Source organism: Kordiimonas aestuarii (assembly GCF_025574465.1).
Taxonomy (GTDB): domain Bacteria; phylum Pseudomonadota; class Alphaproteobacteria; order Sphingomonadales; family Kordiimonadaceae; genus Kordiimonas; species Kordiimonas aestuarii.
Genome location: NZ_JAOBPP010000008.1, coordinates 24,346 through 50,589, shown reverse-complemented (window position 1 = coordinate 50,589; position 26,244 = coordinate 24,346). Strand labels below are relative to the sequence as shown.

Annotated in this window: 27 protein-coding genes; 7 read left to right on the top strand and 20 right to left on the bottom strand. The window is 56.5% G+C overall.

Features of this window, described 5'->3' with window-relative positions; all coding sequences use genetic code 11:
* Positions 1-79: 79 nt before the first annotated feature.
* From OEU85_RS01055 to OEU85_RS01045, 3 genes are all read right to left on the bottom strand, one after another.
* On the bottom strand, positions 80-1,276 hold the full coding sequence (locus OEU85_RS01055) for a dipeptidase (protein ID WP_262689577.1): 1,197 nt from the start codon (positions 1,274-1,276) through the stop codon (positions 80-82).
* 113 nt (positions 1,277-1,389) lie between these two features.
* A complete protein-coding gene (gene feoB, locus OEU85_RS01050; protein WP_262689576.1) occupies positions 1,390-3,231 on the bottom strand; it encodes a ferrous iron transporter B in 1,842 nt (613 codons plus the stop codon).
* On the bottom strand, positions 3,228-3,509 hold the full coding sequence (locus OEU85_RS01045; protein WP_262689575.1) for a FeoA family protein: 282 nt from the start codon (positions 3,507-3,509) through the stop codon (positions 3,228-3,230). The genes feoB and OEU85_RS01045 overlap by 4 nt, the downstream gene beginning before the upstream one ends.
* A gap of 164 nt (positions 3,510-3,673) precedes the next feature.
* On the opposite strand from OEU85_RS01045, the gene OEU85_RS01040 reads away from it, so the two are divergent.
* On the top strand, positions 3,674-4,948 hold the full coding sequence (locus OEU85_RS01040; protein WP_262689574.1) for an NAD(P)/FAD-dependent oxidoreductase: 1,275 nt from the start codon (positions 3,674-3,676) through the stop codon (positions 4,946-4,948).
* A gap of 11 nt (positions 4,949-4,959) precedes the next feature.
* Here the strand turns inward: OEU85_RS01040 and OEU85_RS01035 are convergent, their stop codons facing one another.
* The 6 genes from OEU85_RS01035 to OEU85_RS01010 form a co-directional block, all read right to left on the bottom strand.
* On the bottom strand, positions 4,960-5,421 hold the full coding sequence (locus OEU85_RS01035) for a Dps family protein (protein WP_262689573.1): 462 nt from the start codon (positions 5,419-5,421) through the stop codon (positions 4,960-4,962).
* A gap of 100 nt (positions 5,422-5,521) precedes the next feature.
* Positions 5,522-6,181 carry an SdpI family protein gene (locus OEU85_RS01030; protein ID WP_262689572.1) on the bottom strand — a complete coding sequence of 220 codons (660 nt, stop codon included), beginning with the start codon at positions 6,179-6,181 and terminating at the stop codon, positions 5,522-5,524.
* Positions 6,165-6,458 (bottom strand): autorepressor SdpR family transcription factor, encoded by a 294-nt coding sequence (locus tag OEU85_RS01025; protein WP_262689571.1) that lies wholly within the window; start codon positions 6,456-6,458, stop codon positions 6,165-6,167. The genes OEU85_RS01030 and OEU85_RS01025 overlap by 17 nt, the downstream gene beginning before the upstream one ends.
* Before the next feature lie 71 nt (positions 6,459-6,529).
* A complete protein-coding gene (locus OEU85_RS01020; protein ID WP_262689594.1) occupies positions 6,530-7,366 on the bottom strand; it encodes a DMT family transporter in 837 nt (278 codons plus the stop codon).
* A 29-nt stretch (positions 7,367-7,395) separates the two neighbouring features.
* Positions 7,396-8,598 (bottom strand): pyridoxal phosphate-dependent aminotransferase, encoded by a 1,203-nt coding sequence (locus OEU85_RS01015; protein ID WP_262689570.1) that lies wholly within the window; start codon positions 8,596-8,598, stop codon positions 7,396-7,398.
* 461 nt (positions 8,599-9,059) lie between these two features.
* Complete coding sequence (locus OEU85_RS01010; protein ID WP_262689569.1) at positions 9,060-9,779, bottom strand: TorF family putative porin; 720 nt, start codon at positions 9,777-9,779, stop codon at positions 9,060-9,062.
* A gap of 293 nt (positions 9,780-10,072) precedes the next feature.
* On the opposite strand from OEU85_RS01010, the gene uvrB reads away from it, so the two are divergent.
* From uvrB to OEU85_RS00995, 3 genes are all read left to right on the top strand, one after another.
* Positions 10,073-12,217: an excinuclease ABC subunit UvrB gene (gene uvrB, locus OEU85_RS01005; RefSeq protein ID WP_262689568.1), complete on the top strand. Its 2,145-nt coding sequence runs from the start codon at positions 10,073-10,075 to the stop codon at positions 12,215-12,217.
* Between the two features lie 9 nt (positions 12,218-12,226).
* Positions 12,227-12,607 carry an MmcQ/YjbR family DNA-binding protein gene (locus OEU85_RS01000; RefSeq protein WP_262689567.1) on the top strand — a complete coding sequence of 127 codons (381 nt, stop codon included), beginning with the start codon at positions 12,227-12,229 and terminating at the stop codon, positions 12,605-12,607.
* Between the two features lie 90 nt (positions 12,608-12,697).
* The gene (locus OEU85_RS00995; protein ID WP_262689566.1) at positions 12,698-13,012 is read left to right on the top strand and encodes a cupin domain-containing protein; all 315 of its coding nucleotides are present in this window, start codon (positions 12,698-12,700) and stop codon (positions 13,010-13,012) included.
* Between the two features lie 9 nt (positions 13,013-13,021).
* Here the strand turns inward: OEU85_RS00995 and OEU85_RS00990 are convergent, their stop codons facing one another.
* The 3 genes from OEU85_RS00990 to OEU85_RS00980 all read right to left on the bottom strand — a co-directional run bounded on the left by OEU85_RS00990 (position 13,022) and on the right by OEU85_RS00980 (position 14,866).
* On the bottom strand, positions 13,022-13,912 hold the full coding sequence (locus tag OEU85_RS00990) for a hypothetical protein (protein ID WP_262689565.1): 891 nt from the start codon (positions 13,910-13,912) through the stop codon (positions 13,022-13,024).
* A 91-nt stretch (positions 13,913-14,003) separates the two neighbouring features.
* Positions 14,004-14,498 (bottom strand): GNAT family N-acetyltransferase, encoded by a 495-nt coding sequence (locus OEU85_RS00985; RefSeq protein WP_262689564.1) that lies wholly within the window; start codon positions 14,496-14,498, stop codon positions 14,004-14,006.
* 71 nt (positions 14,499-14,569) lie between these two features.
* Positions 14,570-14,866 (bottom strand): hypothetical protein, encoded by a 297-nt coding sequence (locus OEU85_RS00980; protein ID WP_262689563.1) that lies wholly within the window; start codon positions 14,864-14,866, stop codon positions 14,570-14,572.
* A gap of 139 nt (positions 14,867-15,005) precedes the next feature.
* Between OEU85_RS00980 and OEU85_RS00975 the strand changes: the two genes are divergently transcribed.
* Genes OEU85_RS00975 through OEU85_RS00965 form a run of 3 tightly spaced genes read left to right on the top strand, consistent with a single transcriptional unit; the run spans position 15,006 to position 16,504 of the window.
* Positions 15,006-15,434 (top strand): MAPEG family protein, encoded by a 429-nt coding sequence (locus tag OEU85_RS00975; RefSeq protein WP_262689562.1) that lies wholly within the window; start codon positions 15,006-15,008, stop codon positions 15,432-15,434.
* On the top strand, positions 15,434-15,976 hold the full coding sequence (locus tag OEU85_RS00970; protein WP_262689561.1) for a pyridoxamine 5'-phosphate oxidase family protein: 543 nt from the start codon (positions 15,434-15,436) through the stop codon (positions 15,974-15,976). The genes OEU85_RS00975 and OEU85_RS00970 overlap by 1 nt, the downstream gene beginning before the upstream one ends.
* 9 nt (positions 15,977-15,985) lie before the next feature.
* Complete coding sequence (locus OEU85_RS00965) at positions 15,986-16,504, top strand: hypothetical protein (protein ID WP_262689560.1); 519 nt, start codon at positions 15,986-15,988, stop codon at positions 16,502-16,504.
* Here the strand turns inward: OEU85_RS00965 and OEU85_RS00960 are convergent.
* The 8 genes from OEU85_RS00960 to OEU85_RS00925 form a co-directional block, all read right to left on the bottom strand.
* On the bottom strand, positions 16,499-18,691 hold the full coding sequence (locus OEU85_RS00960) for a xanthine dehydrogenase family protein molybdopterin-binding subunit (RefSeq protein ID WP_262689559.1): 2,193 nt from the start codon (positions 18,689-18,691) through the stop codon (positions 16,499-16,501). The genes OEU85_RS00965 and OEU85_RS00960 overlap by 6 nt on opposite strands.
* Positions 18,692-18,702: 11 nt before the next feature.
* Positions 18,703-19,170, bottom strand: a complete 468-nt coding sequence (locus OEU85_RS00955; protein WP_262689557.1) for a (2Fe-2S)-binding protein — start codon at positions 19,168-19,170, stop codon at positions 18,703-18,705.
* Positions 19,171-19,285: 115 nt separating this feature from the next.
* On the bottom strand, positions 19,286-20,665 hold the full coding sequence (locus OEU85_RS00950; protein ID WP_262689556.1) for a glutamate--cysteine ligase: 1,380 nt from the start codon (positions 20,663-20,665) through the stop codon (positions 19,286-19,288).
* A gap of 121 nt (positions 20,666-20,786) precedes the next feature.
* A complete protein-coding gene (locus OEU85_RS00945; protein ID WP_262689555.1) occupies positions 20,787-21,326 on the bottom strand; it encodes a cysteine dioxygenase in 540 nt (179 codons plus the stop codon).
* A gap of 208 nt (positions 21,327-21,534) precedes the next feature.
* On the bottom strand, positions 21,535-22,278 hold the full coding sequence (locus OEU85_RS00940) for a 16S rRNA (uracil(1498)-N(3))-methyltransferase (protein ID WP_262689554.1): 744 nt from the start codon (positions 22,276-22,278) through the stop codon (positions 21,535-21,537).
* 20 nt (positions 22,279-22,298) lie between these two features.
* A complete protein-coding gene (locus OEU85_RS00935; RefSeq protein WP_262689553.1) occupies positions 22,299-22,778 on the bottom strand; it encodes a GNAT family N-acetyltransferase in 480 nt (159 codons plus the stop codon).
* A gap of 14 nt (positions 22,779-22,792) precedes the next feature.
* Complete coding sequence (locus OEU85_RS00930; RefSeq protein WP_262689552.1) at positions 22,793-24,475, bottom strand: acyl-CoA dehydrogenase family protein; 1,683 nt, start codon at positions 24,473-24,475, stop codon at positions 22,793-22,795.
* A 62-nt stretch (positions 24,476-24,537) separates the two neighbouring features.
* Positions 24,538-26,241 (bottom strand): monovalent cation:proton antiporter-2 (CPA2) family protein, encoded by a 1,704-nt coding sequence (locus OEU85_RS00925; protein WP_262689551.1) that lies wholly within the window; start codon positions 26,239-26,241, stop codon positions 24,538-24,540.
* Between the last annotated feature and the right edge of the window lie 3 nt (positions 26,242-26,244).

Here is a 26,244-nt window from a genome sequence, read left to right as displayed (position 1 = left end):
ATAAGGGCGTCCAGTCCCAAGCGGTCAGACCGGAAAGATAAAGGCCGCGTCCAATGACGCGGCCTTTATGGTTTTTTGTTTAGTGCGATGCTGCGTAAGCTTCAGCAGTGCGCCATACCCGCAGGAAGTTGCCGGAAAGGATTTTCTTGATATCCTCTTCCGAATAACCGCGTTTCATCAGGCCTGCGATCAAGGCCGGGTAAGAGGACACGTCTTTCAACCCCATTGGCAGGCTGTCGCCAACGCCATCATAATCCGAACCGATGCCCACATAGTCGATGCCGGTCAGTTTCACGACATGGTCAATGTGGTCGAGCACATCATCAAGGGTGGCGTATGGGAATGGGTGCTCTTCAAGGTAACCCTTCTCAAACTGTTCCTTGAGGTCGGTGGAATCTGTCAGCCCATTGTCAGCGACATACTTGAGGTAAGCCTCGTCCCGGGTTGGGCCATATTTATTGGCTTCTTCGGTCAGGAAGCTTGAGCCATAATTGATCATGATCACCCCGCCTTTGTTGGCGAGCGCTTTGATCATTTCATCCGACATGTTGCGTTCAAAACCGGGTGTGAAATGACGTGCGGACGAGTGTGAGGCAACCGGCGGCACCGCTGCGATCTCCATCACCTGCCAAAAGGCATCGTCCGAGACGTGGCTGATATCGACCAGGATGCCCAGTTCGTTCATGCGTTTGACAACTTCATGCCCGAAGTCCGACAAACCGTTCCATTGGCGCGTTACGTCATATGACGAATCTGAAATACTGTTGGATTTGGAGTGCGCCAGTGTAATGTAGCGGATACCGCGTTCGTAGAAATAGTCGAGATTGGCAAGGTCGCTTGATATAGGCGAACCGTTTTCCATACCCATGGGCAGCGCGATTACGCCGTCTTGGAACGCTTTCTCAACATCCGCAACCGATGTCGCGATACGGAATTTGTCCGGTGCACTGCTCACCATCTTCTCGACGATGGCAATCATTTCTTCTGCGTGGCTTTTGGCTTTTGGCGTGCCGTCATACTGCGCCGGTGTATAGACCGACATGAACGGTGCGTTCAGACCGCCTTCTACCGCACGGGGGTAGTCAAAATCGCCTTTGGCGGTCGGGCCTGAAACATCCTCCCACTCGTGGTCAAGGCGGTAAGGCACGTCAATGTGGGTGTCGATGATAATAGTCTCGCTGGCGATGCGTTTCGCGTCACCGGCCCTGTCGTTTGCTTCCTCGCTCGAACAGGCGGCGATGGCTAGCAACGATACGGCTGCAAATAAGGCTTTCACGGTTTAGCTCCCTGGGTGTGACATTATGCTGAATGTCGCCATTCAGTTTTTATGGTCTTTTTGGCTAACCCAATTTTGCGGGAACGGCAAGGGCCGAGACAGTCTGCCCCGGCCTAACCGAGAAGTGCGAGCGAAACCCGGTAAGTGACGAAGGACGCGAGATAGGCCAGCACAAACAGATAGCCCACCATGAATATGGCCCATTTCCAGCCGCCTGTCTCACGTTTGGCTACTGCGATTGTGGACAGGCACTGGGGTGCAAACACAAACCACGCAAGGAAGGAAAGTGCGGTCGGCAGGCTCCACGCGTTATTGAGGGTTGCGACGAGACCTTCGGCGATCATGTCTTCATTGCCCGAAAGCGAATAGACGGTGCCAAGTGCGGCAACAGCAACCTCACGTGCTGCCATGCCCGGCACAAGTGCTGCCGAGATTTCCCAGTTGAAACCGATCGGCGAAAAGATAACCTCAAGCCAGCCACCAATGATGCCGACAAAGCTATAGGTGATGGCAGGTTCCGTCGCGCCCGCAGGCGGGTTCGGGTAAGAGGACAATACCCACAGGATAATGGTGGCAGACAGGATCATGGTGCCTGCCCGGCGCATGAAGATGCGAGCCCGTTCGTAAAGGCCCACCAGCACATAGCGCCAGTGTGGTGGCTGATACTTTGGCAGCTCCAGCATGAAGGTCTGGACCTCGCCCTTGGTGATCGTGCGCTTCATCACGGCAGCCACGATCAGCGCAAACACAATACCAGCGAGATAGAGGATGAACATCACAAGGCCCTGCAGGCCAATGGCACCCCATACCGGTGTGTTGGGGATGAAGGCTGCGATGATAACAGCATACACCGGCAGGCGGGCCGAGCAGGTCATCAGCGGTGCGATCAGGATGGTCGTCAGGCGGTCCTTGGGGTCGGAGATGGTGCGCGCGGCCATAATGCCGGGAATTGCGCAGGCAAAGGACGACAGCAACGGAATGAAGGCACGGCCGTTCAAGCCAACTGAGGCCATAAGGCGGTCCATCAGGAAGGCAGCACGCGCCATATAGCCTGAGCTTTCAAGGATAAGAATGAAGGCAAACAGGATCAGAATCTGCGGCAGGAAAACGACAACCGCCCCGACGCCGGCCAATATGCCGTCGTTGAGGAAGCTGAGTATCAAACCGTCCGACAAGATACCCTCAAAGGCCCCCTGCAACAGGGCAATGCCGTCTTCGATCCAGCCCATGGGCGCTTCGGCCCACGCGAAAACCGCCTGAAACATGAAGAAGAGAATGCTGAAAAGGATAATGGGGCCAATGACACTGTGCAGCAACACGCTGTCCAGCATGCGTGTCGTCTTGTGGCCAATGCCCTCGCTTAAGGTTACATCGGCGGCAATCTTGCGCGCGGCGCGCTGGTGGTCCTTGACGCTGATACCAAAATCCACAACCGATTGCCTGGCACCAGCCAGTACACCGTCAAGCGTCTTCTGCAGCGCCTCCAGGCCTTTGCGGCGCACGGCTACGGTTTCAACTACCGGTACGCCCAGCCGTTTAGAAAGAGCGTCCGCATCAATGCGGATTTCCTCGCGCGCGGCAAGGTCGGTCATGTTCAACGCCAGCACCATCGGCACACCGGTACCGCGCAGCTCTATAATAAAGCGCAGGTGTTGTTCAAGGTTGGTGGCATCCACCACGCACAGAAGGGCTTTGGGCCTGTCCTCGGCTTCATATTGGCCAAGGATCACATCGCGGGTGACGGCTTCATCCGGGCTGCGAGGGGTCAGGCTGTAGGTGCCGGGCAGGTCGATCAGTTCAAGCTTGTCATTGCCAAGTAGCGGACCCGCGCGCCGTTCAACCGTCGCCCCGGGATAGTTTGCGACCTTTTGCCTGAGACCTGTCAGCGCATTAAAAAGCGCCGACTTACCGCAGTTTGGGTTGCCGACGACAGCGACCAGTGTTGACGCACTCATACCAGATGAACCTTGACAATGTTGGCTTCCTTGCGACGCAGCGCGATGGTCATCTTGCCAACCCGCACGGCAATAGGATCACGACCGAACGGGCTCTGATGCAGCACCTCGACCTCAAGGTTTTCAGCAAAACCAACTTCGCGCAGGCGGTCTGTGAGGCTTTCATCCTGCCCCTCGTCCACCGATACCTCGAAATGCGCGATACGGCCGCGTGCGCCTGGGCGCATCGTGCCTAAGCTTTCAAGGACGGCGTCCTCAATGGGGGTAGGGTGGTTCATGGTTGGCTCGCCTGTTTTTACGCGGTCACTCGACGTGTTTTACTTGAGAATGCTTCTCAATCTTGCTCGGGTAATAGCATGGAAGGCAGGGGCGGGCAAGCGCGAAGGAATGACTTCCAGCCGCTCGGTGATCACGCTACAGTGAGCCGGTGAAAGGGAATTTTATGCACAAACGCTATCCCGACAGTTGGTATGCGGCATCCGTCCCCGTGCGTGACGATGAACCGTCGCTCACAGGTGATGCGGACACGGATGTCTGTGTGATAGGTGCGGGTTTCACAGGGCTGTCTGCCGCCCTCACTTTGGCGGAGGCAGGACGAACTGTAACCGTGTTGGAGGCCGCGAGGGTCGGCTGGGGCGCCTCGGGACGAAACGGCGGGCAATTGATCCGGGGGTTTGTCGGGCAGGAACGTTTGGCCAAACACTGGGGGGGCGCGCGGGCGAAAGATGTAAAGGCCCTGACATGGGCCGGACATGACCTGATCCGCCGCCGCATGGACGATTACAGTATCGACTGCGAGTTGACGCCGGGCTGGCTTGAGGTCGCGCCGACCCCCCGCCAGCTCGCAATGCTTTATCATAGCTATAACGAAATGGAGACCGCGTACCCTGACCGAGGCTGGCATATGGTTGGCGCTCGGGAACTGGCGGACACCATGGGCAGTGATGCGTATCAGGGCGGGCTCCTGAGCATGTCTGACGGGCATCTGCACCCGCTGAAATTATGCCTTGGGCTGTATGTAGCTTGTAAAAAGTTGGGGGTGCAGTTTCATGAGCACAGTCCGGTCATCAGGATTGAGGAGGGTGAAACCGTTACGGTGCACACAGGCGATGGCAGAGTGCGGGCGAAACATGTGGTGTTGGCGGCCAATGCCCACCATAAATTATACCCTATGAAACTCGGCGGGCTTGCGTTCCCCGCCGGTAGTTACCTGATCGCCACCGAGCCGCTGGAAAAAGACGCGCTGGACCGCCTGAATCCACATCGCTATGCGATTTGCGATACGAAAAAGGTCTGTGACTATTTCCGTATGTCTGGAGATGGCAGGGTGCTGTTTGGCGGGCGGGTGAACTTTTCTGGCCACAGGCCCAAATCCATCAGAGACAAGTTGATGCCGCGGTTGCTGCGTATCTGGCCGGAGTTGGAAGGCGTGAAGGTGACACATGAGTGGGGTGGCAAGCTTGGTGTTGCGCTGGGTGAAGTGCCGCTTGTTGGGCGTGTGGGTGAGAATGTCTGGTACAGTTTTGGCTACACAGGGCACGGTGTGAACATGGGCAACCTGATGGGGGCAATATTGGGCGAAGCGATCAGCGGCCACATGAGCCGGTTTGAACTTTTTGCCGGGGTGCCCAAATGGCGCTTGCCAATTGGGCGGTGTCTGGGCCGGCAGGTGGTCTCAAGCGCGATTGTCTACTACTGGCTCAAGGACCGCCTGTAGGCGGGGAGCTATCAGCCAAGCATGGCACGCAGCATCCATTGTGCTTTCTCATGCACGGTCAGGCGGTCGGTCAACAGGCCTGCCGTTACCTCGTCACCCGCGTCGCCTGCGGTACCGATAATCGGGCGGATGCGACTTGCGATCTGCGAGTGGGCTTCCACAAGTGATCTCACCATGTCATCGGTTGATGCGTTTTCGTCACCGTCCTTGATGCTGCCAAGTTTTGCAAAGGCACCAAGACTTGCTGGTGCCTTGACACCCAGAGTGCGGATACGCTCGGCAATTTCATCAATCGCGGGCGCGAGCTCAAGATATTGTTCCTCGGTCAGGGAATGCACAGCCTGAAACATAGGGCCGGTAACGTTCCAGTGCACATTCTGCGTGAGAACATAAAGCTGGACGCTTTCGGCCAGCACGGGCTTGAGTGCTTCAGCGATCTTGCTTTTGGCATCGGTATTAAAATCAGTAGCCATAATGTTGTCCTCCTTTGGCGTGTTGAAAACAATCTAATGCAGCCATTCTCATTACGCCAATGGATTAAATCTTCCGTTACAATCGATAAAATCGATTAATTTAACCTTCGTTCGACGTTTTCTCGATCCTCCACGCCCACCATGAATAAACTACGGGAACAAGGGTTGAGACAAAGACAGCGGTTACGGTCACTTGCAGTGCTAAAACATTCGGCAGGAAAAGCGAGCACAGGGTGATCAGAATGCCGGCGGCGACAAAAAGTCGGCTGCCCACCCGGTGAGTCTTGTGCCACACCTTGTCGTTGGACAGTGTCCACGGTGTGCGGATTCCAATGAAAAAACCGGACCGGATCTTTGACATATAATTTCCTAGCACCGCCAGCAGCAGGCCAACGCCAACCATAATGTAATTGCCTTCAATAACCCGGTAGCCAAGCGCTTCAAGAAGGATGCCCAGCTCAATAAGCGCAAGGAACACGACAGTGACCGTGGCGGTGGCGCCGATCGCCTTGGCTGACTTTTTGAGGTTCTCTTTGCGGGGTTCAAAATATTTCAGCAGGGTGAAGGTGATAAGCACCGCCACCTGTATCAGCGGGACGGGCAACAGTGCGGCAAGAGGGGAGGCTGTCCGGTCTACTTCGCCGTCGATGTTCCAATGCACCGGGATTTGCGTGCTGGCATCAATGTGCAGGTACCCCGCCAGGCAAACCGCAAACGTTATTGCAGTGATAACCCAGGCACTCTTAAATTTTATCTGCATCGGGCATATCCTTCTCGTCGCTGTTGCCCAGAAGGCCAACCATCAGCGTCAATACATCCTCAACTACGCTTGTGTTCAGGCTGTAGGTAATGGTGGTGCCGTCACGCGACGTGACGACAAGGTCGGCGGCTTTCAGGACATTGAAATGCCCTGAAAGCGTTGATTTGGTGACCGAAAGCCGGTCAGCAATTTCACCCGCTGTCATATCTCGGGCCTTGAGCATTTTTAGGATCTGCCGCCGCACAGGCGACGACAAAGCGTGAAACACATCAGCCATGTCTGATCCTTTTTTTGTTATTTCGCTAAATACCAAAATAATGATAGCCGGACATTCTGTCAAGGGGTAGTTCAGGTAAGTTTGAGGGAAACCGCGCCAAGGGCAATGAGAAGGACGGCAACGATCTGGCGGTGGTGTACTTTTTCCTTCAGCCAGAGCGCGCCAATCAGGGTGGCGAAGATAATGCTGGTTTCGCGAAGTGCCGCGACTTCGCCGATGCTGCCAAGGCTAAGTGCTGTCAGTGCGATGGCGTATCCGCCTTGCGCTGCGACGGCTGCCGGCAGGCCCTGTTTCCAGACACGGAGGCTGTTGATGAGGAAAGCGGGGCCTTGCACGATACCGATATAGGTGGCGAAGACAGGGGCAAAACTAAGGGCGCCCCAGATGATGAAAGTGACCGGGTTTTCAACCCTTTTGACAGCAAAGCCGTCGATCAGGGTGTAGGTTGCGATCATGCAGCCGGTGATAAGTGCGGCGCTCAGGCCCTTACGGCTATCCATGCGGCCGCTAACGGTCAGGAAGATGCCGCAAACGAGAATGAGTACCCCAGCGAATTCGAGTGGGGCCAGCGAACCTTCAAGAAAGAGCAGGCTGAACAGGGCAACCAGCAGAGGCCCGAGGCCGCGGGCGATGGGGTAAACAAATGTCAGTTCACCGACTTCAAGTGCGTGGGTAAGGGCGAGCTGGTAACACAAGTGCACGGCGACAGAGGCCGCGATATATCCCCACATCCATGGTTCGGGTAGGGGGAAGAAGGGAGCAAAGGGAATATATAGCAGGCCGCCGTAGACCGATATGAACACCATGATCGACAGCTTGTTGGGCTGGCGCTTGACAACCGCATTCCAACTGGCATGCAGCGCGGCAGAGGTCAAAATCAGCAAGGTGGCAAGGGTGTTTGGGTCCATCACGCGTCGCCACCTTTCTGTTTATGTGCTTATTTCAATTTGGCGCAGGCATCCTGAATGCGGGTGCAGGCGGTGGTCAATGCCTCGGTTGACGTGGCGTAGGATACGCGGAAATGCGGGCTCAGGCCAAATGCCTCCCCGTGGACTGCGGCGATGCCATAATCCTCCAGAATATAGGTTACAAAGTCCTCATCCGTGTTGATGACCTTGCCGCCGGGGGTCTTCTTGCCCACGCAACCAGTGATGGAGGGGTAAACATAAAACGCCCCTTCTGGCACGGGGCAGGTGATGCCTTCAGTCTCGTTGAGCATACCTACCACAAGGTCACGCCGGGTCTGGAATACCGTGGTGCGGTCTTTCAGAAAGCCTTGCGGGCCTTGAAGTGCGGCCACGGTAGCGGCCTGACTTATGGAACAAGGGTTGGATGTACTCTGGCTTTGTACCTTGGCCATGGCCTTGATGAGCTTGGCGTCGCCGCCTGCATATCCGATGCGCCAGCCGGTCATGGCATAAGCTTTTGCAACGCCGTTCATGGTCAGTGTGCGGTGTGCAATCTCGGGCACAACCTGTGCAATGGTCTTGAAAGAGAAACCTTCATAAGTGATATGTTCGTATATGTCGTCCGCGAAGACCCAGACGTGCTCATGACGCTTAAGCACTTCGCCCAGTGCTTTGATCTCCGCCGCGCTATAAGCCGCGCCGGATGGGTTGGAGGGCGAGTTGAAGATCAGCCATTTGGTTTTTGGCGTGATCGCCGCATCGAGCGCTTCGGGTGTCATCTTGAAGCCCGTATCAATCGAGGTTGGTACAAAAACCGGCACGCCGCCCGCAAGCAGGGTGATGTCCGGGTAGCTGACCCAGTAAGGTGTCGGGATTACGACTTCGTCGCCCGGGTTCAGGGTCGCCACCATGGCGTTATAGATGGTGTGCTTGCCGCCCGAATTGACCGTGATCTGGCTGGCCTCAAACGACAGGCCGTTTTCGCGTTTGAATTTCTCGACAATCGCGGCCTTGCACGCAGGCGTGCCGTCCACGGCAGTGTATTTGGTCTGCCCATCCCAGATCGCCTTGATCGCGGCTTCCTTGATATGGTCGGGTGTATCAAAGTCAGGCTCACCGGCGCCAAGACCAATGACATCCTTACCGGCGGCCTTCAGTTCTTGGGCTTTGGTGGAAACGGCAATGGTCGGTGATGGTTTGATGCGGTCAAGCGCACTGGAGAGAAATGACATCGAATTGTCCTGAGCGGGTAAGAGGGCGAATTGGCGGCAGAATAACACTGGCGTACACAGCTTCAACGCTTTGTTGCGTCCCAAATGCAAGTTTTTGCGTGCCTTGACGCAAGAAAATCTCACCAGATGAAGGGAAGGGGAAGTGGCATACCGGCCAGGCTTGCGTCAATAGCCTGGCCGGTATGCCAGGGGAGGGATGAGCGCCAAGCTGGGAAGGTAGCTTATACGCGCTCAAATGCCACTTTCATGGCTGACACAGGGTGATGAAGGTCAGCATCAGGCCTGTGTCATCTCATCGGGATAGGAAGCAGGGAAGGTTGCTTGCTACCCCTTTGCCCGCGAGTATGGCGGGCGTTACATAAGCAAATGAAGGTCAGCATTTGCTTATGTTCGGGAAGGGCGGCTCATGATGCCTTTAGGATGGGAAGGTATCCTGTCAGGCGAGCCGCGATTCCCTCTCGTTAGAAGCTAGCGGAGATCATGCCGACGACCGCCCCCTTGCCGATCCCGGAAACATTGGTATCCACATAGCTTACTGAGAGAGAGAATTGTTCAAAGGCATAGGCAACTCCTGCGTTCCAATCCCATTTACCATCACCGAACGCGCCGTCCTCATAAGCCAAGTGACCGGCGAGGGAGAAAGGGGTGTCTCCCAGCGGGACGCTTGCGTCGGCATAGATGTAGATATTGTCGGTGCCGCCAACATTATCCTGGTCCCAGACATAGGCCGCGCCCAGGGTCCAGTCGACGATCCCTGCAGTTCCACCGATCGAGCTGTATAGTTCCAGATAGTAGGTATCGCTCGAGCCGGGGTAGGTGTAGGCTAGGAGGCCGACATCGAAGGCAAGGCCTCCGATCTCGGTCGCGTAGCCGCCATAGATATCAAGCTCGAATTCCGAGCCTGCGTAACTCTCGATAGAGGAGCCCCATGTGCCGACATAAAAGCCGCTCTCATGGCTCACGTCGAAGCCGCCCTGGATTGCAGGATCATGATCGGAGAGCGAAAGGCCGCGGAAGCGGTATTCGCTCACGATCGCCGCGTTCGCGGATAGTGTGAACCGACTCGTGCTTTCCTGCGCCGAAGCGCCGGTGGCCATGGCTGGCGCAACAAGGCCAATTGTCAAAGCGGACGCGGTGCAGGCGGACTTGAACTTGGAACTAGAGAACAGAATAGTGGGCATGGGTCTTCCTCCAGATAAGTGATTATTTTTGTGTTGTTGACCCCTTATCAGCAAGCTGTGTGCCAGATTCAGAAATTAAGTTAAGGTATTGATTTAAATAAATAATAAAAATATTCATCGAATCTGGCGTAGGCGCGAGTGTTTAAAAAATAAACAGCGATTAAATTATAGGCGCACAATTTTTGTGCAGATATCAATCAAGACTTGAAAACAAACCGTGAACGAGGCAAGTTCCCCATTATACGGGCCGCGATATAAAAGCAGGCCGGAAATACAGCTGAGGAGCTTTACCAATGATACCCGATGACGCCAATGTCCCTTTTGTGCCGCACCGGCCCGCGCGGCCGGAAAAGTCGGAAGGCGGTATCGCGTTTGAACTCGTGTCTGAATTCACGCCGTCCGGGGACCAGCCGACCGCGATCAAGGAACTTGTCGAAGGTGTGAAAGCGCACGAGCAGGACCAGGTGCTTCTGGGGGTTACTGGCTCGGGCAAGACATACACCATGGCGAAGGTCATTGAAGCGACGCAGCGCCCGGCGCTTATCCTGGCACCCAACAAGACACTCGCCGCCCAGCTGTATGGGGAGTTTAAAAGCTTCTTCCCCAATAACTCGGTCGAATATTTTGTCTCCTATTATGACTATTACCAGCCTGAGGCTTACGTGCCGCGCACGGATACGTTCGTGGAGAAGGAAGCCACGATCAACGAGCAGATCGACCGTATGCGTCACTCCGCGACCCGTGCGGTGCTGGAGCGCGACGATGTGATCATCGTGGCGTCTGTGTCCTGCATCTATGGTATCGGCAGCGTGGAAACCTATACGGCGATGACCTTCATGCTGCAACAGGGCATGGAGGTGGACCAGCGCGAGCTGCTGCGCCGCCTTGTCGCCATGCAATACACAAGGAACGATGCGGCCTTCCAGCGCGGCACCTTCCGGGTGCGTGGGGACGTGATTGACATTTTCCCCAGCCACTATGAAGACCGCGCATGGCGCCTGATGATGTTTGGTGACGAAATTGAAGAGATCGTGGAGTTTGACCCGCTGACCGGCGAAAAATCCCGCACACTTGAGCAGGTGAAGATTTACGCCAACAGTCACTATGTCACGCCACGCCCGACGCTGGATCAGGCCATCAAGTCGATCAAGAAGGAACTGACAGACCGGCTGAAATGGTATGAGGAACGTGGGCGTATTCTCGAAAGCCAGCGACTTGAGCAGCGCACGCGCTTTGACCTCGAGATGATGGAAGCCACGGGCTCCTGCGCGGGTATTGAGAACTATAGCCGCTATCTGACCGGCCGCAACCCAGGCGACCCGCCCCCGACGCTTTTTGAATATATCCCTGAAAATGCCCTGCTGTTTGTGGACGAAAGCCATGTGAGCGTGAGCCAGATTGGCGGCATGAGCCGGGGGGACGCCAAGCGCAAATCCGTGCTGGCGGATTATGGCTTCCGGCTGCCGTCATGCAAGGACAACCGTCCGCTCAAGTTCGAGGAATGGGACGCCATGCGTCCGCAGACCACGTATGTGTCTGCCACGCCCGGGGACTGGGAGATGGAGCGAACCGGCGGTGTGTTCACCGAACAGGTTATCCGCCCCACCGGCCTTATTGACCCCGAGATCGACATCCGCCCTGTGGATACACAGGTGGATGACCTGATGCACGAGGCGCGCAAGATGGCCGAGCGCGGCATGCGCGTGCTGGTGACCACCCTCACCAAACGCATGGCTGAGGACCTGACGGAATATCTGCACGAAAACGGTGTGAAGGTGCGTTATATGCACTCGGACATCGACACGCTTGAGCGTATCGAGATCATCCGTGACCTGCGCCTTGGCGCTTTTGACGTGCTTGTGGGCATCAACCTCTTGCGTGAGGGCCTTGATATCCCCGAGTGTGGGCTGGTGGCCATTCTTGATGCTGACAAGGAGGGTTTCCTGCGCTCCGAACGCTCGCTGATCCAGACCATTGGTCGCGCGGCGCGGAACTCGGAAGGCCGTGTCATCCTTTATGCCGACAGGATCACAGGGTCGATGGAAAAAGCCATTGACGAGACCAACCGCCGCCGCGCCAAGCAAGTCGCCTACAATGAGGCGCACGGCATCACCCCAACAACAGTGAAGAAAAACGTGGGCGACCTCATGGCTCATGTGGCGGCGGGCGATTATGTTACTGTCGATATCGGTGCGGATGCCGACCATCTCGTCGGCTCCAACCTCAAGAAACACCTTGAGGTATTGCAGGGTAAAATGCGCGAGGCAGCTGAGAACCTCGAGTTTGAGGAAGCCGCACGCGTGCGCGATGAAATTCGCAAACTGGAAGCGGGTGAACTAGGCATTGATGACAAGCGCCTCAAGCCCAAAGGCCGCGCCACTGGCGGCCGCCCCGGCACGCGCACGAAAAAAGCCAAATCCCACAAGAAGATGTATTGAGGTAGCGCCATGACCCGCGATGAATTTGATGCCTACTGCGGCCACTTGCATGCCACAACCCATGTTGTGCAGTGGGGCGGGGCGAGTGTGTGGAAAGTGGGCTGCAAGATATTTGCCATCTGTTCCAACTGGGGGGCGGACGAGAAGGAAACCGACGATGTTTCGGCACCGGCAGGCATATCCTTCAAGTGTTCGGACCTGAGTTACCAGGTCCTGTGTGAGCTGGAGGGGGTGATTCCCGCGCCTTACCTCGCCCGCGCCAAATGGGTGCTGGTCTATGACGGTGCGCTTTCGGAGGATGACCTAAAAAGCTACCTGTCGGACGCGCATGCCATCATCGGCGCCAAGCTGACAAAAAAGATGCAGCGCGAGTTGGGGCTGCTTGCCTGATCGCCTGATTGGCAGGCATGGCAAATTCTTTGGCAGGGCATGCCGCCAGCCCTGTGCTAAAAGCCCGCGCAGCACAACAGGAGTACCGTTATGCAGTTCATTACACCACACAGTTTCACCGCTGACCGTGCCTGGGATGCACTTGATATCGCCGAGATAGAAGGGGCGAGTGTACGACTGCACTGGACAGATACGCCCTACAAGTGGCATGTCAACGATGGTGACGAAGTTTTTGTGGTGTTGACCGGTGTTGTGGACATGCATTACCGCGACGCGGACGGGCGAAAGCAGGTGCAGACGATGGCGCCGGGCGACATATACCATGCAGGCGCAGGTGATGCTCATGTCGCCCATCCGCAAGGCGCGGCGCGGGTGCTGGTGGTCGAGAAACGCGGCAGCGTCTGATAATTGTTTTTATTCCCCAGCCGCAGCTTCAAGCGCTGCGAATTTTTCGTTCAATTTTTCCATGTAAGTGGCGAACTCTGGCCCTAGTTCGGAAAATTTAAGGAAATAGCCCATCAGATAATCAGCTGGAATTCGGATGACGAAACTATTCATATTGCCACCAGCAAGCTTGAACTCGATCCCTGTATCAATGCCGCCGAGCACATCTTCCGGTGTGAGGTGCACTTTGAAGTCTTGCCAGAAGGTACCGATGCCGAAGCTGACCTCACCTGTCGGCTTGTAGCGTGTCACTTCCCGCTCCGCACCGCCGTGCATTTTTGCGGTACTGTAGCCGGGGTACATGCCGTAGCGTCGGCCATATTCAACAGGTGTCAGCCGCTTCGCGGCCATGGTTTCCTGGTCAACTATCTGCCGATTTTCAAAAACGAGATAGGCATACATCTCCATGTTGCCAGTCTCTGGAAAAAAGCGCGTGCGCAGGCGATAAACGATTTCCCCGCCATTACCCAGCATATAAATGGTGTCCATATTGTGAATGATGCCACCCCCGCCACGAACAAGGGTATAGGCTTCAAAATCATCCTGAATAATTCGGGTGTTGTCTCTGATGGTGCGGATAAAATCCACACGTTTGGCCATCGCTTTACGTGCCTTCTCCCGTGCCTTACGTTCGGCTTTCAGCCTTTTTTCCTCAGCTTTCAGGCGTCGCTTTTCCGCTCTCTTGGCGGCTTTTATCGCTTTTTTGTAGAGCTTTTTATCAGCTTTGCTGAGCACGTCCGTATTGACATGCTCCAGCTCGGTTAGAGTCATGGCTGAAAAAGCCTTCTCCTGACTGGCATAACTTTCTGCACTAAAGCAGATGAAAATTACTGCGATTACGGCTCTGAGAATGATCTTCATATGCCTCCCCTCCCTGATGTGTCGTATAGGAACATATGAGGAACGAAACGGGGTTGCAATACCTTTATTCAACATAGATGCATCTTGTGGTTTAAATTCCGCAGACTGCGCTGCGTTTTTCCATCAACACGACATTCTTCCATGCACCGCGGAGGGCACCCAGCCGTTCCCGCACACCCACGATACGAAACCCGCATTTTTCGTGTAACCGTATGGAGGCAATATTCTCTTCAAATATGCCTGCCTGCATGGTCCAGATACCCAGCGTTTCAGCGCGCTTGACCAAGGCGTTGAGCAAGCCCTTGCCAATCCCTTTGCCGCGGGCCGTGGCCGCAACATAAATGCTGACCTCCGTGACACCGCCATAGACGCAGCGGTCTGATACCGGCCAAAGAACGGCCCAGCCCAATACGGTGCCGTCCCTTGAAACTGCGACGAGTTGGCTCTCGGGAATGCTGCCACCTGTCCATTTGTCTTCGGATTTGGGTTTTGTTTCAAATGTGGCATTGCCCGTGCGGATGCCCTCCCGGTAGATGGCTTCCACCACGGGCCAGTCCGGTTGTCTGTAATCTCGAATTTCAAACATGGCTGGTCTCTCGCAAGCGTTGCTAGCGGAAACGATGCCATCGTCTGCAGGCCCGGGCAAGCCGGTTGGCGCTAGAGCACCCTTTTGTCGCGATGGTTGTCCGTGCGCGTTAGAATGCGGCGCAGGAATAGTGGCAGGCGCGGCGTGATCGCCCTGATGCGCGCATTGGCACGGGGGTATCGGCTTCGCGTTCGTTTGATGAAGCGCAGCATCAGCGGGTTGAAAGCAGCGACAGCAAGGCCAAGGCCTATCAGCAGGGCACCGGTTGGCAGTGGCAGCGGCAGTGTGATGGCACCGAGAACAAGAAAGAAGATGCTCAGGGGCAGGGCGATCCAGCGCAGTAAAAATTTCAACCGCTTTTTGTTCATATCAAACTCGCATACATTAGGCTTTGGCTTTGCCAATACCGGTATAATGCCACAAATTTGTGAAGCTGGGCTTTAAGGTGGCATTTTGATGCGAGCTGTGCCTAAATTCACACAGATTTTGTATTCTGGGGAGGGAAAAATGAACGTGAACATGACAATGATGGGGCCGATTTTGGCTCAGGTGGCGCTGACTTTGATCGTGCTTCTTTATATGGCGTCCCGCCGGTTGCCGGCGCTTTCGGCCATGCGGGCAACACCGGCCCAATTGCAGGACCGTAAGACATTTGATGAACTGCCGGCGGGCTGCAAATATCCGTCGGAAAATCTCAAGAACCTGTTTGAGGTGCCGGTGCTGTTTTTTGTGTTGAGCTTCTGTGCGCTGATCACCGGGCTCGGTGGTACCATGATGGTGACCCTTGCCTGGATTTTTGTCGCCACACGGGTTGTGCACAGCTTCATTCACTGCACATATAACAATGTCATGCACCGCTTTCTCGTTTTCCTGCTTGGGGTGATTGTGGTGATTGTCATGCTCTTGTTGCTTGTAATGCGATTTTGGATGGGTTGATGGCTGACTTTACTGATCATATCACGGAAAAACATGCGGCGTTCATCAAGGATCAGCCCATGTACTTCATCGCAACCGCCTGCGCTGAAGGGCGCATAAACCTGAGTCCCAAGGGCATGGACAGTTTCCGTGTACTGGGGCCAAACCTGTGCGGTTATCTTGATGTGACGGGAAGCGGCAACGAGACATCGGCCCATATCAAAAATGATGGCCGTATCACCATCATGTTCAACAGCTTTACGCGCAATGCGCTGATTCTGCGGCTATATGGCAGGGGGCGTGTCGTGCGCCCTCACCACGCTGAATTCAAGGCGCTGGCGCCAGAGTTTCCGACCCTGCCCGGTGCGCGCCAGATCATCCTTGTCGATGTGGAAAGTGTGCAGACAAGCTGTGGCTACGGTGTGCCGGAGATGGAGATGAAGGCCGAGCGGCAGACCCTCAAGAAATGGGCGGAAGGCAAGGGCGATGATGGTATCGACACCTACCAGCAGAAAAACAACGTCAAATCCATTGATGGCTTCGATGCCGGACTGATGGATTAAGTGCGCGTCATGACACAAGTTCTAGAGGACGAAAACAGGCTTGTTGTTATCCGGAGTCACCTGAATGCGCCGGACGGACGTTTGATGCGCTCGCTACTGGATGCACGCGGTATTCACGCCTTCCTGAGCGGCGAGAATGTCGCGGGTATGAACGAGGGCATGTTCGCAAACCTGATGGTACGCGCGGGTAACCGCGAGGAAGCGGAGCATATCCTCTCGAATGTCAGGGCTTTGCCTGCGTCCGCGTTCCCTGTTCGGCAGGACCCTGACGGGGAAGAACTCGCCTGTCATCGCTGTGGCTCGTCACGTGTGCACCCGTTCGTCGGTCGCTTACCGTCCTCTGTGCCATTTTTGCGCCAGACAGTGAGCCAGAAAGATGCCTTTTATCACTGCCTTGAATGTGGCAGCTACTATACCGAAAAGCGGCCGCGCTTCAGCAGCTTGACGATCGCGGTGATGTGGGGCGGCACCCTGGCGCTGATCACCCTTCTCATTATCTGGGTCATCAACTGGCTACAGTGGTCATAGGGCCTCGCTGATCGGCAGCCGCCGCACACGTTTACCACTGGCAACATAGAGCGCGTTCGTCAGCGCCGGGATGAAGGGTGGCAGGGAGGTCTCCCCCGTACCGCGCGGCGTGTCATCCCCAAAATCAAGGATATGCACATCGATATCCAAGGGCGCTTCCGCCATGCGCAGCTTGCGGTAGGTATCAAAATTGTTTGTGGCAGGCACACCCTTTTCAAAAACCACATTGCCGTATTTGGCGGCGCATAGGCCGTCAATAATACCGCTTTCCACCTGCGCACGGATACCAAGCGGGTTAACCGGCAGGCCGCAGTCAATGGCACTGGTGACTTTTACAACACGGAAGTCCTTTTCGCCCGTCATAGCAACCTCAACCACATGAGCACAAAGGCTGTGATGGGTCTGGAAGACAGCCACGCCGCGGCCATGGCCTGCTGGCGTCGGCATTCGATAGCCCGATGCTTCTGCCACTTTTTCAAGCGCCGCCACATGGCGCGAAAGGTCAAGCGTCAGATTAGGCCAGTTTTTCATCTCAACCGATGCTTTTGACCGGAATAGGTCGAGCATGAAATCAAGCGGATCTCGCCCCGCGACGCGTGCCATTTCATCAAGAAAGCTGAGGGTGACCCATGCCCGCACGTTGCTGCCGGGGCCGCGCCATGCGCCGGTTGAGATGGCGGACGGCAACAATGTCCACTCGCCGAGGTAATTTTCAACAAGTCCGCAGGGAATCTCCTGCGTGGCGCTCGAAAACCGGCCATCGGCGGCGGCCCGCACATGCATGGCGTCCAGTTTGCCATCTGGGTTAACACCACCACGCACGCGGTAGAAAGCCATGTGGTTGTAGTAGTCCTGCTCTATCTCGTCTTCGCGGGACCAGGTTACCTTGACCGGCTTTTTCAGTTTCTGCGACAGGTAGCAGGCTTCCTGCACAAAATCCTTCTCATACTTACGGCCAAAGGCTGTGCCCATGCGGTAGAAGTGGCCTTTGACTTTGTCCGCGGGCAGACCGGTCGCCTCTGCCGCAGCGTTGATCGCGACATCCATGAACTGGTGGCCAACCCAAATTTCCACGCCGTCAGCCTTTACGTCAGCGATGCAGTTGTGTGGCTCCATGCAGGTGTGTGCCCAGTTCGGGTGGCTGTAGGTTGCCTCAAGGGTGTGGGCGGCGTCTCTGAGGGCTGCGGCCACGTCACCTTCCCGCACAGTCTCGTCCATTTCAGCGCTATCCAGCGCTTCCATGCCGATTGTCCTAAAATGGGTGCTATCGGTCATCTGGCCGTAGGTACCATCCCATTCGATCTCCAGCGCATCAGCGGCCTTACGGGCAGTCCAATAACTTTTTGCGATAACGGCAACACCAGCGGCGGCCAGGCGGCGCTCGTCCGGGTCAGCAGGCAGGCGTGGCATTTCAACAATATCCAGCACCCCCGGCATTGCGGCAACTTGCGCACCGTTGTGGCTGACAAGTCCGCCACGCAGGTGCGGGCAGCGACGGATTGCGGCATGCACCATGCCCGACACTTCCTGGTCAATACCATAGATGGGTTTGCCGGTAACGATGTCTGGTCCTGCGACATTGCGCTGGTCCGTCCCGACGGTTGTGTGCTCGGCCTTCGCCTTCAGGGGCATACCGGCATAATTTGGATCAGCGTCAGCGCGGACCTTGCTGGCAAGCTTGGCGTAGGTGATTTGTGTGCCGGTTTTCTTGTTGATGACGCGGGCACCCCTTGTGGTCAGGTCAACCTTTGGTGCACTCATCTCACGCACGGCCGCGTCAATCAGCAGGGAGCGGGCATAAGCGGCAGTTTGCCTGAGCGGCAGCCACGCCGTCATGGTTGACTGGCTACCCCCCGCGCCTTGAGGCAGGTGCCCCCAGTCTGCCTTGCCGTTGTCATCAATAACGCCCCTGAAAGGCATCAACTCGACCGTGACATGTTCAAGCGCCATATCAAGCTCGTCCGCAATTATCTGCGCGGCCGTCGTGGCCATGCCCTGGCCCATGTCAGGGACCGGCACACACAGCACCGCGCGGCCATCCGCGGTGAAGCGTAAAATTGGTGGCATGCCCGTGGTCATTGTCGTGTCCGAGGCAAGCAGGTGGGGAGTTTGGGAAACTGTCAGCGCAAAAGCGCTGGCACCCATAGCCGCCTGCAGAAAGCGCCGACGGGATATATGCGTATTCATCGCCTCTCTCCTCAGGCTTCTTGCATTTTGGCGGCGGCGCGTTTGATCGCCTTGCGGATGCGGAAATAGGTGCCGCAACGGCATATGTTGGTTACGCCGTCATTGATGTCATCATCACTCGGATTCGGGTTTGTTTTCAGAAGTGCGGCAGTGGCCATGATTTGCCCGGCCTGGCAATAACCGCATTGCGGTACATCTTCCTCAAGCCATGCTTCCTGCACAGGGTGTAGTTTGTCGCCGCCGGACAAGCCCTCAATGGTGGTAACAGATGCGCCGTCAAGTGCTGCCATCGGCAGCGAGCAACTGCGCATGGCCTCGCCGTCTACATGCACCGTACAGGCGCCGCACTGGCCGATGCCGCAGCCGAATTTGGTGCCCTTGAGGCCCACTTCCTCGCGCAGGTGCCACAGAAGCGGCATATCCTCATCGCCGTCAAACTGTTGTGCTTGGCCGTTAATGGTAAATGAAATGGATGCCACAGGTTCCTCCCCGCCTATAAGGTTCACTGCATATAAGCGGGGATTGTAGGTGATAATGTAACATTTGTCGCGACGTTCTGCCGCAACGGGATGTCAGCTCACCGCATTTTTTAGATCAATAGCTTAGGGCGTCGAACACGCGCGTTGCGTCGCCGCCCCACACACCATTCAGCTTGTGCAAAATCTGATCCGCAGGGGTCATGCCGCTTTCCGCGCTTTCCCAAAGTGAGTTGAGGAAGCCCTGTTCGGTTTCCCCGCTTGAAGACAGGCGCGCCCGGTTCCTGAGGCCTTTGTCAGCGATCGTCAGTACCTCTTTGGCAAGGGCGGCGAAGTCGCGACCGTGAATTTCGGTCATCAAGCCCATCTTTGGAACGTCGTCGCGCATCTGTGCCACGTCATCCGCTGACCAGCTTTTGGTCAGCTGGCGGGCAGCGTCCTGCGCCTCCGTATCATAAAGGAGGCCGACCCAAAGGGCGGGCAGGGCACAAAGCCGTGACCATGGTCCGCCGTCCGCGCCGCGCATCTCCAGAAATGTTTTGAGCCGCACTTCCGGGAATAGGGTGGTCATATGATCTTTCCAGTCCTCAAGCGTTGGCACCTCGCCCGGCAGGGCAGGCAGGCGGCCATTCATGAAGTCACGGAAGCTTTGCCCCGATGCATCGATATAACGCCCGTCGCGGCGCACAAAATACATCGGCACGTCAAGCACATGGTCTACCCAGCGTTCAAAACCCATGCTGCTGTCAAAGACAAAAGGCAGCGTGCCGCAGCGGTCAGGGTCCGTATCTGTCCAGACATGGCTGCGCAGGCTTTTGAAGCCGTTCGGACGACCTTCCCGCAGGGGCGAGTTGGCGAACAGCGCAGTGGCCAAAGGTTGCAGCGCCAGTGCGATACGGAATTTCTCGATCATGTCGGCTTCGCTGGCGAAGTCGAGGTTCACCTGTACGGTACAGGTGCGCAGCATCATATCAAGGCCCATGCTGCCACGCTTTGGCATATAGGACCGCATGATGTCATAGCGCGCCTTGGGCATCACCGGCACGTCTTCGCGTTTGAGCGTCGGGTGGAAGCCAAGGCCAAGGAAGCCGATGTCCAGCTTCTCGCCAATCTCACGCGCTTCCCTGAGGTGGGTGGATGTCTCGTCACATGTCTGGTGGATATTTTCCAGCATGGCGCCCGAGAGCTCGAACTGTCCGCCCGGTTCCAGGGTGATGGAGGCATTGTTGCGCGTAGCAGCAATCAGGTTGCCGCCTTCTTCCACCGGGTTCCAGCCGATATCGACGAAGGCTTGCAACACATCGCGAATACCGGGTTTCTCCGCGTCGCCTTCATACGACAGCGGCCCATAGCCTTCTCGGTGGAAGATGAATTTTTCGTGCTCCGAGCCGATGCGCCATGTGGTGCGATCCGGCTTGTTGCCTGTTTCCAGATGTTCGACAAGCTGTGCTTTGTTTTCAACAAGCCGCACGTCCGATACTGCGCTGGGGCTGGACATAAATGATGGGTCCCTGAACCTTAACCTTATGATCAACAAGTAAGGCGTACATAAGGGGCAATCAAGATATGTAAAGCACCTTCACGCGATGGTGAGGCGCATCAAGGTGGCTTGCCGACGGTTAATGCTGGTACGGAACGTTGATGGCGCAAGGGTTTTCAGACAGGTCCATGCCGTAAATATGCAGTGTGTGAGAAATTCTATCGGTCGGGTTAAATAATCTATGGATACCGCAAGGGTTGGGGTCCACGGACGCCACGGCGCCTTTGCCAGCGCGAATGACACCCGTGCTTTCAACCGCTTCACAGTTGCAATCTGTCTTATATGTTTCGCAGCCGATCTCACCATCAACCACCCCAACACAGCCCCAGGCATTGTGTCCATGCACAGGTGTGCAGGCGCCTGGCATCCAGCGCAGCGCCAGCACGCTGAAAAGCCCTTGTGGGTGTGTGTACAGAAGCTTGCGCGCATAACCGCGCTCATTGGCATCCACGTCAACCAGCTTTTCAACGTCAATGTAGGGCAGTGCAAGGCGCATGAGGCTTTCGGTCGCTGACAGGCAAAGGCTTGAGCCCACGGTACGGGTCATCACGTCCGTCTCGCTAATCAGGCGCGACAGGCTTTGTGGTCCGTGAAAGAGAGCTGTTCCATCCATTGCCATCGATGCAGTTCCTCTGTGCCAGGTTTGATCTTAATTGAGGAACACTATACCAATATATGGCTGATAATTGTTTGCGAAGTTGCGTTTTCAGGTTCGTTTTTTAGGATTACAAAACTAATATAATCGCTATAAAAAGCATATTAATCTACTTTGAAATTTTATTGCGAATTAATTTGTTTGAGTTGTTACTGTTTGTTGGAAACGTGGATCACCAGTCGCCGAGTGCGGATTGCCACAAGCTGATAGCGGCCATGGCAGCGGTGTCAGCGCGTAACACACGAGGCCCCAGCGAGACGACAACGGTGTTTTGGTGTGCGCGGATCATGCGGCGTTCGTCGTCGTCAAAACCACCTTCGGGGCCGATGAGGATGGCCCATGGCTTGGGGTTTTCCTTGCTGTCGGTCTGTGCAAGCGCTGTGTGGGCACTGCCCCCTGACAGGTCTTCGTCGCAGAACATGATCATGCGGTCTTCCGGCCAGTTGGCCAGCAGCTTTTCCAGTTTGATAGGTTCATCTGATGTGGGTACGTTCAGGCGCTCGCACTGCTCGGCGGCTTCAGCGGCATTGGCGCGCAGGCGGTCGGTTTTTACCCGGTCGACAATGGTGCGGCGGGTATAAACCGGGATCAGGTGGCTGACGCCCAGTTCGGTTGCCTTCTGGGCCATGAAGTCCAGCCGGGCCTTCTTGATGGGGGCGAAGGCCAGCCACAGGTCAGGTTCGGCGGTTTGCTCACGGGCCTTGTCATTCACCTTCAGGGTGACTTCCCGTTTTTTGACGTCGATGATCTCTGCCGCCCATTCACCGTCCTTACCGTTAAAAAGCGCGACAGCGGTGCCCACATTCGCGCGCATCACGTTGGCAAGATAGTGGCTTTGCTCTTGCCCCAGCGCGATAATGCCACTGCCGGGCAGGCTATTTTCAATGAACAGGCGGTGCTGGATCTTTTTGGCCATGACCGGGTCCTTCAGTAAAACTACAGGGTCTTTGTCAGGTACCGCACGGTCTTGCCGTTCGCAAGCGTAGCGGTGCCTACAGTTTCAAACCCTAGCTTGGCGTGGAAGGCGTCAGATCCCGGGTTGGGCGGATTCTGGTTTACTTCGCACCCCACCACGTTGTAGCCGTTCGCCTTGGCGGTGGCGAACAGGTCTTCGTACAGGGCGCGGGCGAGGCCCTGGCCGCGTGCCTCTGCGGCAGTGATAATGCGGTCGATATAGGCGAAACGCTCATACCGCTCTTTGAACCACACAAAGTTGGGGCTTTTATAGGCGCCGTCCTGGTCAAAGCCGATCAGAAAAGCTTTTGCTGGTGCCACCCCGCGCGCATAATAGGCATTAGCCACCAACCAGTTAAGGTCCTCTGGCTCAAGGAAAGATGTTTCCTTCTGGTGCAGGTTATTGAGCGCAAGAATGCCGGGCAGGTCAATGTCCGTCATTTGCTCGATGGATACTGTCATGTGCCGCCTTTGCCTTATGAGTGATCAAGGCTAACGGTTTCCTCAATAATCAAGCGGCTGTCAACAAAGTCGGGCAGGCTGCCATAGGCACCGTGGCGTCCATTGCCATCCAGCCGGGTGGCGATATAGGCGTGTGCAACATGGTCCGGTGCACGTTCCATCAACAGACGGGCGGCAGCAAGAGTGGCGATGCGTTCGGTCAGCCAGCGGCCTTGGCTTTCAGGGAAGCTGCCACGGGATAGCAGCGTTGCGAGTTCCTTGTAGGCGCTATCGAACGTCGGGGCGTGGCCCATGCCACCGCCAAGCCAGCGGATGCCAGCCTCAAACGCGTCGCGCTCCCGCGCGGCAACCCGCATCAGGTCGAGGCACATAACGCTGCCGGAACCTTCCCAGATGCTGTTTACAGGTAGTTCGCGGTAAATGCGCGCCAGAACGCCGTCTTCCACATAGCCGTTGCCGCCGTGGATCTCCATTGCCTCATAGGCAAGTGTTGGCCCACGTTTTGTCACCCAGTATTTGGTCACGGGTGTCATGAGGCGTGCATAGGCGCTGTCCTCATCATTCTCGGCTGCACGCTCGTAGGAGCCCGCAAGGCGCAGCGACAGGTGCGTGGCGGCTGTCACCTCTAGGCTCATGTCGGCCAGCAATGCCGTCATCATCGGCTGGTCGATCAGCTTACGCTGGAACACGGTACGGTGGCGGGCATGGTGTACTGCTCGGCTCAGGGCTTGCCGCATGAGCCCGGCGCTGCCTAGCGCGCAGTCAAGCCGCGTATAGTTGGCCATGGTCATGATATTCGCGATGCCTCGGCCTTCATCTCCGATCATGACGCCCTCGGCCTCATGGAATTCCACCTCGGAGGATGCGTTCGACTTATTGCCAAGTTTGTTTTTGAGGCGCTGGAATTTCAGCCCGTTGACACTGCCGTCTTCACGGAAGCGTGGTACATAAAACACTGACAGGCGTTCATCGGTTTGCGCGAGCACAAGGAAGGCGTCACACATGGGGGCTGACATGAACCATTTGTGCCCGGTGATCAGGTAGCGCTTGCCCGCGCCGCCCCTCTTTAGCGGCTTGGCTGTTGTGGTATTGGCGCGCACGTCGGTGCCGCCTTGTTTTTCCGTCATGCCCATGCCGACCGTGATACCGGTTTTCTCAGCGATGGGAATAAAGCGCCGGTCGTAGGAGCGCGACAGCAATTTGTCCTTGAGACTTTCAAACAGGTCGGGCTGGTTCATCAGCGCGGGGATGGCGGCGTGGGTCATGGTGATGGGGCAGATGTGGCCGGCTTCCACCTGGCTCATCATATAGTGTTTGGCCGCGCGCACCGGGCCAACACCGTGATGCTTGCGGCGGTCATCAGTGGCGAGGCGATCAAACGCGCCGCAGTGGATGCCAGCTTCTTTCGAAAGCACCATAAAATGGTGATACGCGGGGTGAAAATCCACTCGGTCAGCGCGGAAACCCTGTTGGTCGAATGTGTTCAGCTCCGGCAGGAACTTGTTCGCCAAATGCCCCTGATGGAATTGATACTCGGTCCCCAAGGTTGTTCCGAATGCTGACAGCTCTGACGTTGCCCAGTCTGCCCCCTCACCCAGAAGCGCCGCCACAAGCGGCAGATCGCTCCGGTAAAGGTCCACCCCGTCATAGGCGGGTGGTTGGTTGAACACCTGATGGGTTTCAAAGGCTGTGGTCATGTTGTCCCCCGGATGGATTTATACGTCTTGTGAACTAGGGCACATACGAAAGATTTCCAGCGCTATTGCTCTGGCACGCCAGGCACAAGTGCACGGTAGTCGTCGGAGCGCAGCACCTTAATAACGGTGCGGATATCATCGTCGTCCGCCTTGAGGGCGCGGGCGACCTCGGCGCCCAGGCTGAGGCTGGCCTCCAGCGTTTCCGGCACGGTATGAGTGGCGCCAAGCGCGCGCAGAGCTTTGGCGGCAGAGGCGTTGTGGGTGCGCACATATGTGGGCAGGGTGGAGCATTCGCGCCGGGCGCTCAGAATCATGCGTTCTGCCGCCTTCGGGTCATCAAGCGTGATAACAAGCAGCGCTGCCTCGTTCGCCCCCACGGCGCGTAAGATCTCCGGCCGGGCGGCGTCGCCATAAATGGCGTTAAAGCCTGCTTCCCGCGCTTTTTTTACATGTACCGGGTCAAGGTCTACAGCAGTGAAGGGGATATCAAGGTCCGCCAGGATGCGTGCGATGGTCTCTCCCACGCGGCCAAAACCCGCGATGATGACCTGCCTGCGGCTCCCCTCCGCCCCCTCCGGTGTTGGTGCCGCCGCAGCGATATCGTGCGTCAGGCGGCGTGAAAGCCTTAAGCCACCAGCAAACAGAAGTGGCGTCGCCGCCATCGAAAGCGCGATGACAGCCGACAGCGTTTCCACCAGTTCCCCGGTCAATACGCCTTCAAGTTTGGCGTAGGTGAATAGAACAAAGCCAAATTCACCGGCCTGCGCCAACAGTGCACCAACTTTGATGCCCTCGGGCACCGTATAGCCCATCAGTCGCACCAGCAGGGTGATGATGAGCGCTTTTAATATAAGCAGGGTCGCCAGCATGCCAAGGATGAGCCATGTCTGGGTTGCAAGCGTGCCAAAGTTGATGCCCATGCCAACGGCCATGAAAAAGAGGCCAAGAAGCAAGCCCCGGAACGGCATGACATCCACCTCAACCTGATGGCGGAACTCACTTTCGGCCATCAACAGGCCAGCGATGAAGGCGCCCATTGCCATGGAAAGCCCGATGCTGTCCATGAACCAGCCGAAGCCAAGGACCAGCAACAGGGCAAAGCCCGTGAAGACCTCAGGCGTTTTATTGGCTGCGACAAGGCGAAACAGCGGGTTGATGGCAATGCGGCCAGCGATGATCACGCTGGCGAGGATTGCAAGGGTTTCAAGGATCGCAAGGCCAAAGCTTGCCCCCACGGTGGCTTCGCCCCTGGCGAGCAGCGGTACAAGTGCGAGAAGGGGTACGACCGCCAAATCCTGCAGTAACAGGATTGAAAAGCCCGCACGGCCCCATTGGCTGGAAAGCTGGTTTTTAGCGGCCAGCAACTGGATGCCAAAGGCCGTGCTGGAAAGCGCGAGTCCAAGGCCAACAAGCGCGGCGGCGCCCGGCGCGAGCGGTAGCGCATAATAGGCGAGAAACGAGAGCACAGCCCCCGTGACGAGAAGCTGTAGAGACCCTAGGCCAAACACCTGCCGCCGCATGACCCACAGACGCGCGGGTTTCAGCTCAATGCCGATGAGAAACAGCAGGAACACTACACCGAATTCGCCGAGATGGGCGATTTGTGTGGGGTTGTCGATCAGGCCAAGCCCCCACGGGCCTATCAACATACCGCCCACCAGGTAGCCAAGGATCGCACCAAAACCAAGTCGACCGAAGACCGTGGCGGAAATAACCGCAACGGCCATAAGGGCAAGGATTTCTATCAGCATGGCGTCCTGATGCATGGC

Coding starts and splice junctions, on each gene's coding strand:
- feoB (WP_262689576.1), bottom strand. CDS start 3,231: ATGAGTGCGTCAACACTGGTCGCTGTCGTCGGCAACCCAAACTGCGGT.
- OEU85_RS01045 (WP_262689575.1), bottom strand. CDS start 3,509: ATGAACCACCCTACCCCCATTGAGGACGCCGTCCTTGAAAGCTTAGGC.
- OEU85_RS01040 (WP_262689574.1), top strand. CDS start 3,674: ATGCACAAACGCTATCCCGACAGTTGGTATGCGGCATCCGTCCCCGTG.
- OEU85_RS01035 (WP_262689573.1), bottom strand. CDS start 5,421: ATGGCTACTGATTTTAATACCGATGCCAAAAGCAAGATCGCTGAAGCA.
- OEU85_RS01030 (WP_262689572.1), bottom strand. CDS start 6,181: ATGCAGATAAAATTTAAGAGTGCCTGGGTTATCACTGCAATAACGTTT.
- OEU85_RS01025 (WP_262689571.1), bottom strand. CDS start 6,458: ATGGCTGATGTGTTTCACGCTTTGTCGTCGCCTGTGCGGCGGCAGATC.
- OEU85_RS01020 (WP_262689594.1), bottom strand. CDS start 7,366: ATGGACCCAAACACCCTTGCCACCTTGCTGATTTTGACCTCTGCCGCG.
- OEU85_RS01015 (WP_262689570.1), bottom strand. CDS start 8,598: ATGTCATTTCTCTCCAGTGCGCTTGACCGCATCAAACCATCACCGACC.
- OEU85_RS01010 (WP_262689569.1), bottom strand. CDS start 9,779: ATGCCCACTATTCTGTTCTCTAGTTCCAAGTTCAAGTCCGCCTGCACC.
- uvrB (WP_262689568.1), top strand. CDS start 10,073: ATGATACCCGATGACGCCAATGTCCCTTTTGTGCCGCACCGGCCCGCG.
- OEU85_RS01000 (WP_262689567.1), top strand. CDS start 12,227: ATGACCCGCGATGAATTTGATGCCTACTGCGGCCACTTGCATGCCACA.
- OEU85_RS00995 (WP_262689566.1), top strand. CDS start 12,698: ATGCAGTTCATTACACCACACAGTTTCACCGCTGACCGTGCCTGGGAT.
- OEU85_RS00990 (WP_262689565.1), bottom strand. CDS start 13,912: ATGAAGATCATTCTCAGAGCCGTAATCGCAGTAATTTTCATCTGCTTT.
- OEU85_RS00985 (WP_262689564.1), bottom strand. CDS start 14,498: ATGTTTGAAATTCGAGATTACAGACAACCGGACTGGCCCGTGGTGGAA.
- OEU85_RS00980 (WP_262689563.1), bottom strand. CDS start 14,866: ATGAACAAAAAGCGGTTGAAATTTTTACTGCGCTGGATCGCCCTGCCC.
- OEU85_RS00975 (WP_262689562.1), top strand. CDS start 15,006: ATGAACGTGAACATGACAATGATGGGGCCGATTTTGGCTCAGGTGGCG.
- OEU85_RS00970 (WP_262689561.1), top strand. CDS start 15,434: ATGGCTGACTTTACTGATCATATCACGGAAAAACATGCGGCGTTCATC.
- OEU85_RS00965 (WP_262689560.1), top strand. CDS start 15,986: ATGACACAAGTTCTAGAGGACGAAAACAGGCTTGTTGTTATCCGGAGT.
- OEU85_RS00960 (WP_262689559.1), bottom strand. CDS start 18,691: ATGAATACGCATATATCCCGTCGGCGCTTTCTGCAGGCGGCTATGGGT.
- OEU85_RS00950 (WP_262689556.1), bottom strand. CDS start 20,665: ATGTCCAGCCCCAGCGCAGTATCGGACGTGCGGCTTGTTGAAAACAAA.
- OEU85_RS00945 (WP_262689555.1), bottom strand. CDS start 21,326: ATGGCAATGGATGGAACAGCTCTCTTTCACGGACCACAAAGCCTGTCG.
- OEU85_RS00940 (WP_262689554.1), bottom strand. CDS start 22,278: ATGGCCAAAAAGATCCAGCACCGCCTGTTCATTGAAAATAGCCTGCCC.
- OEU85_RS00935 (WP_262689553.1), bottom strand. CDS start 22,778: ATGACAGTATCCATCGAGCAAATGACGGACATTGACCTGCCCGGCATT.
- OEU85_RS00930 (WP_262689552.1), bottom strand. CDS start 24,475: ATGACCACAGCCTTTGAAACCCATCAGGTGTTCAACCAACCACCCGCC.
- OEU85_RS00925 (WP_262689551.1), bottom strand. CDS start 26,241: ATGCATCAGGACGCCATGCTGATAGAAATCCTTGCCCTTATGGCCGTT.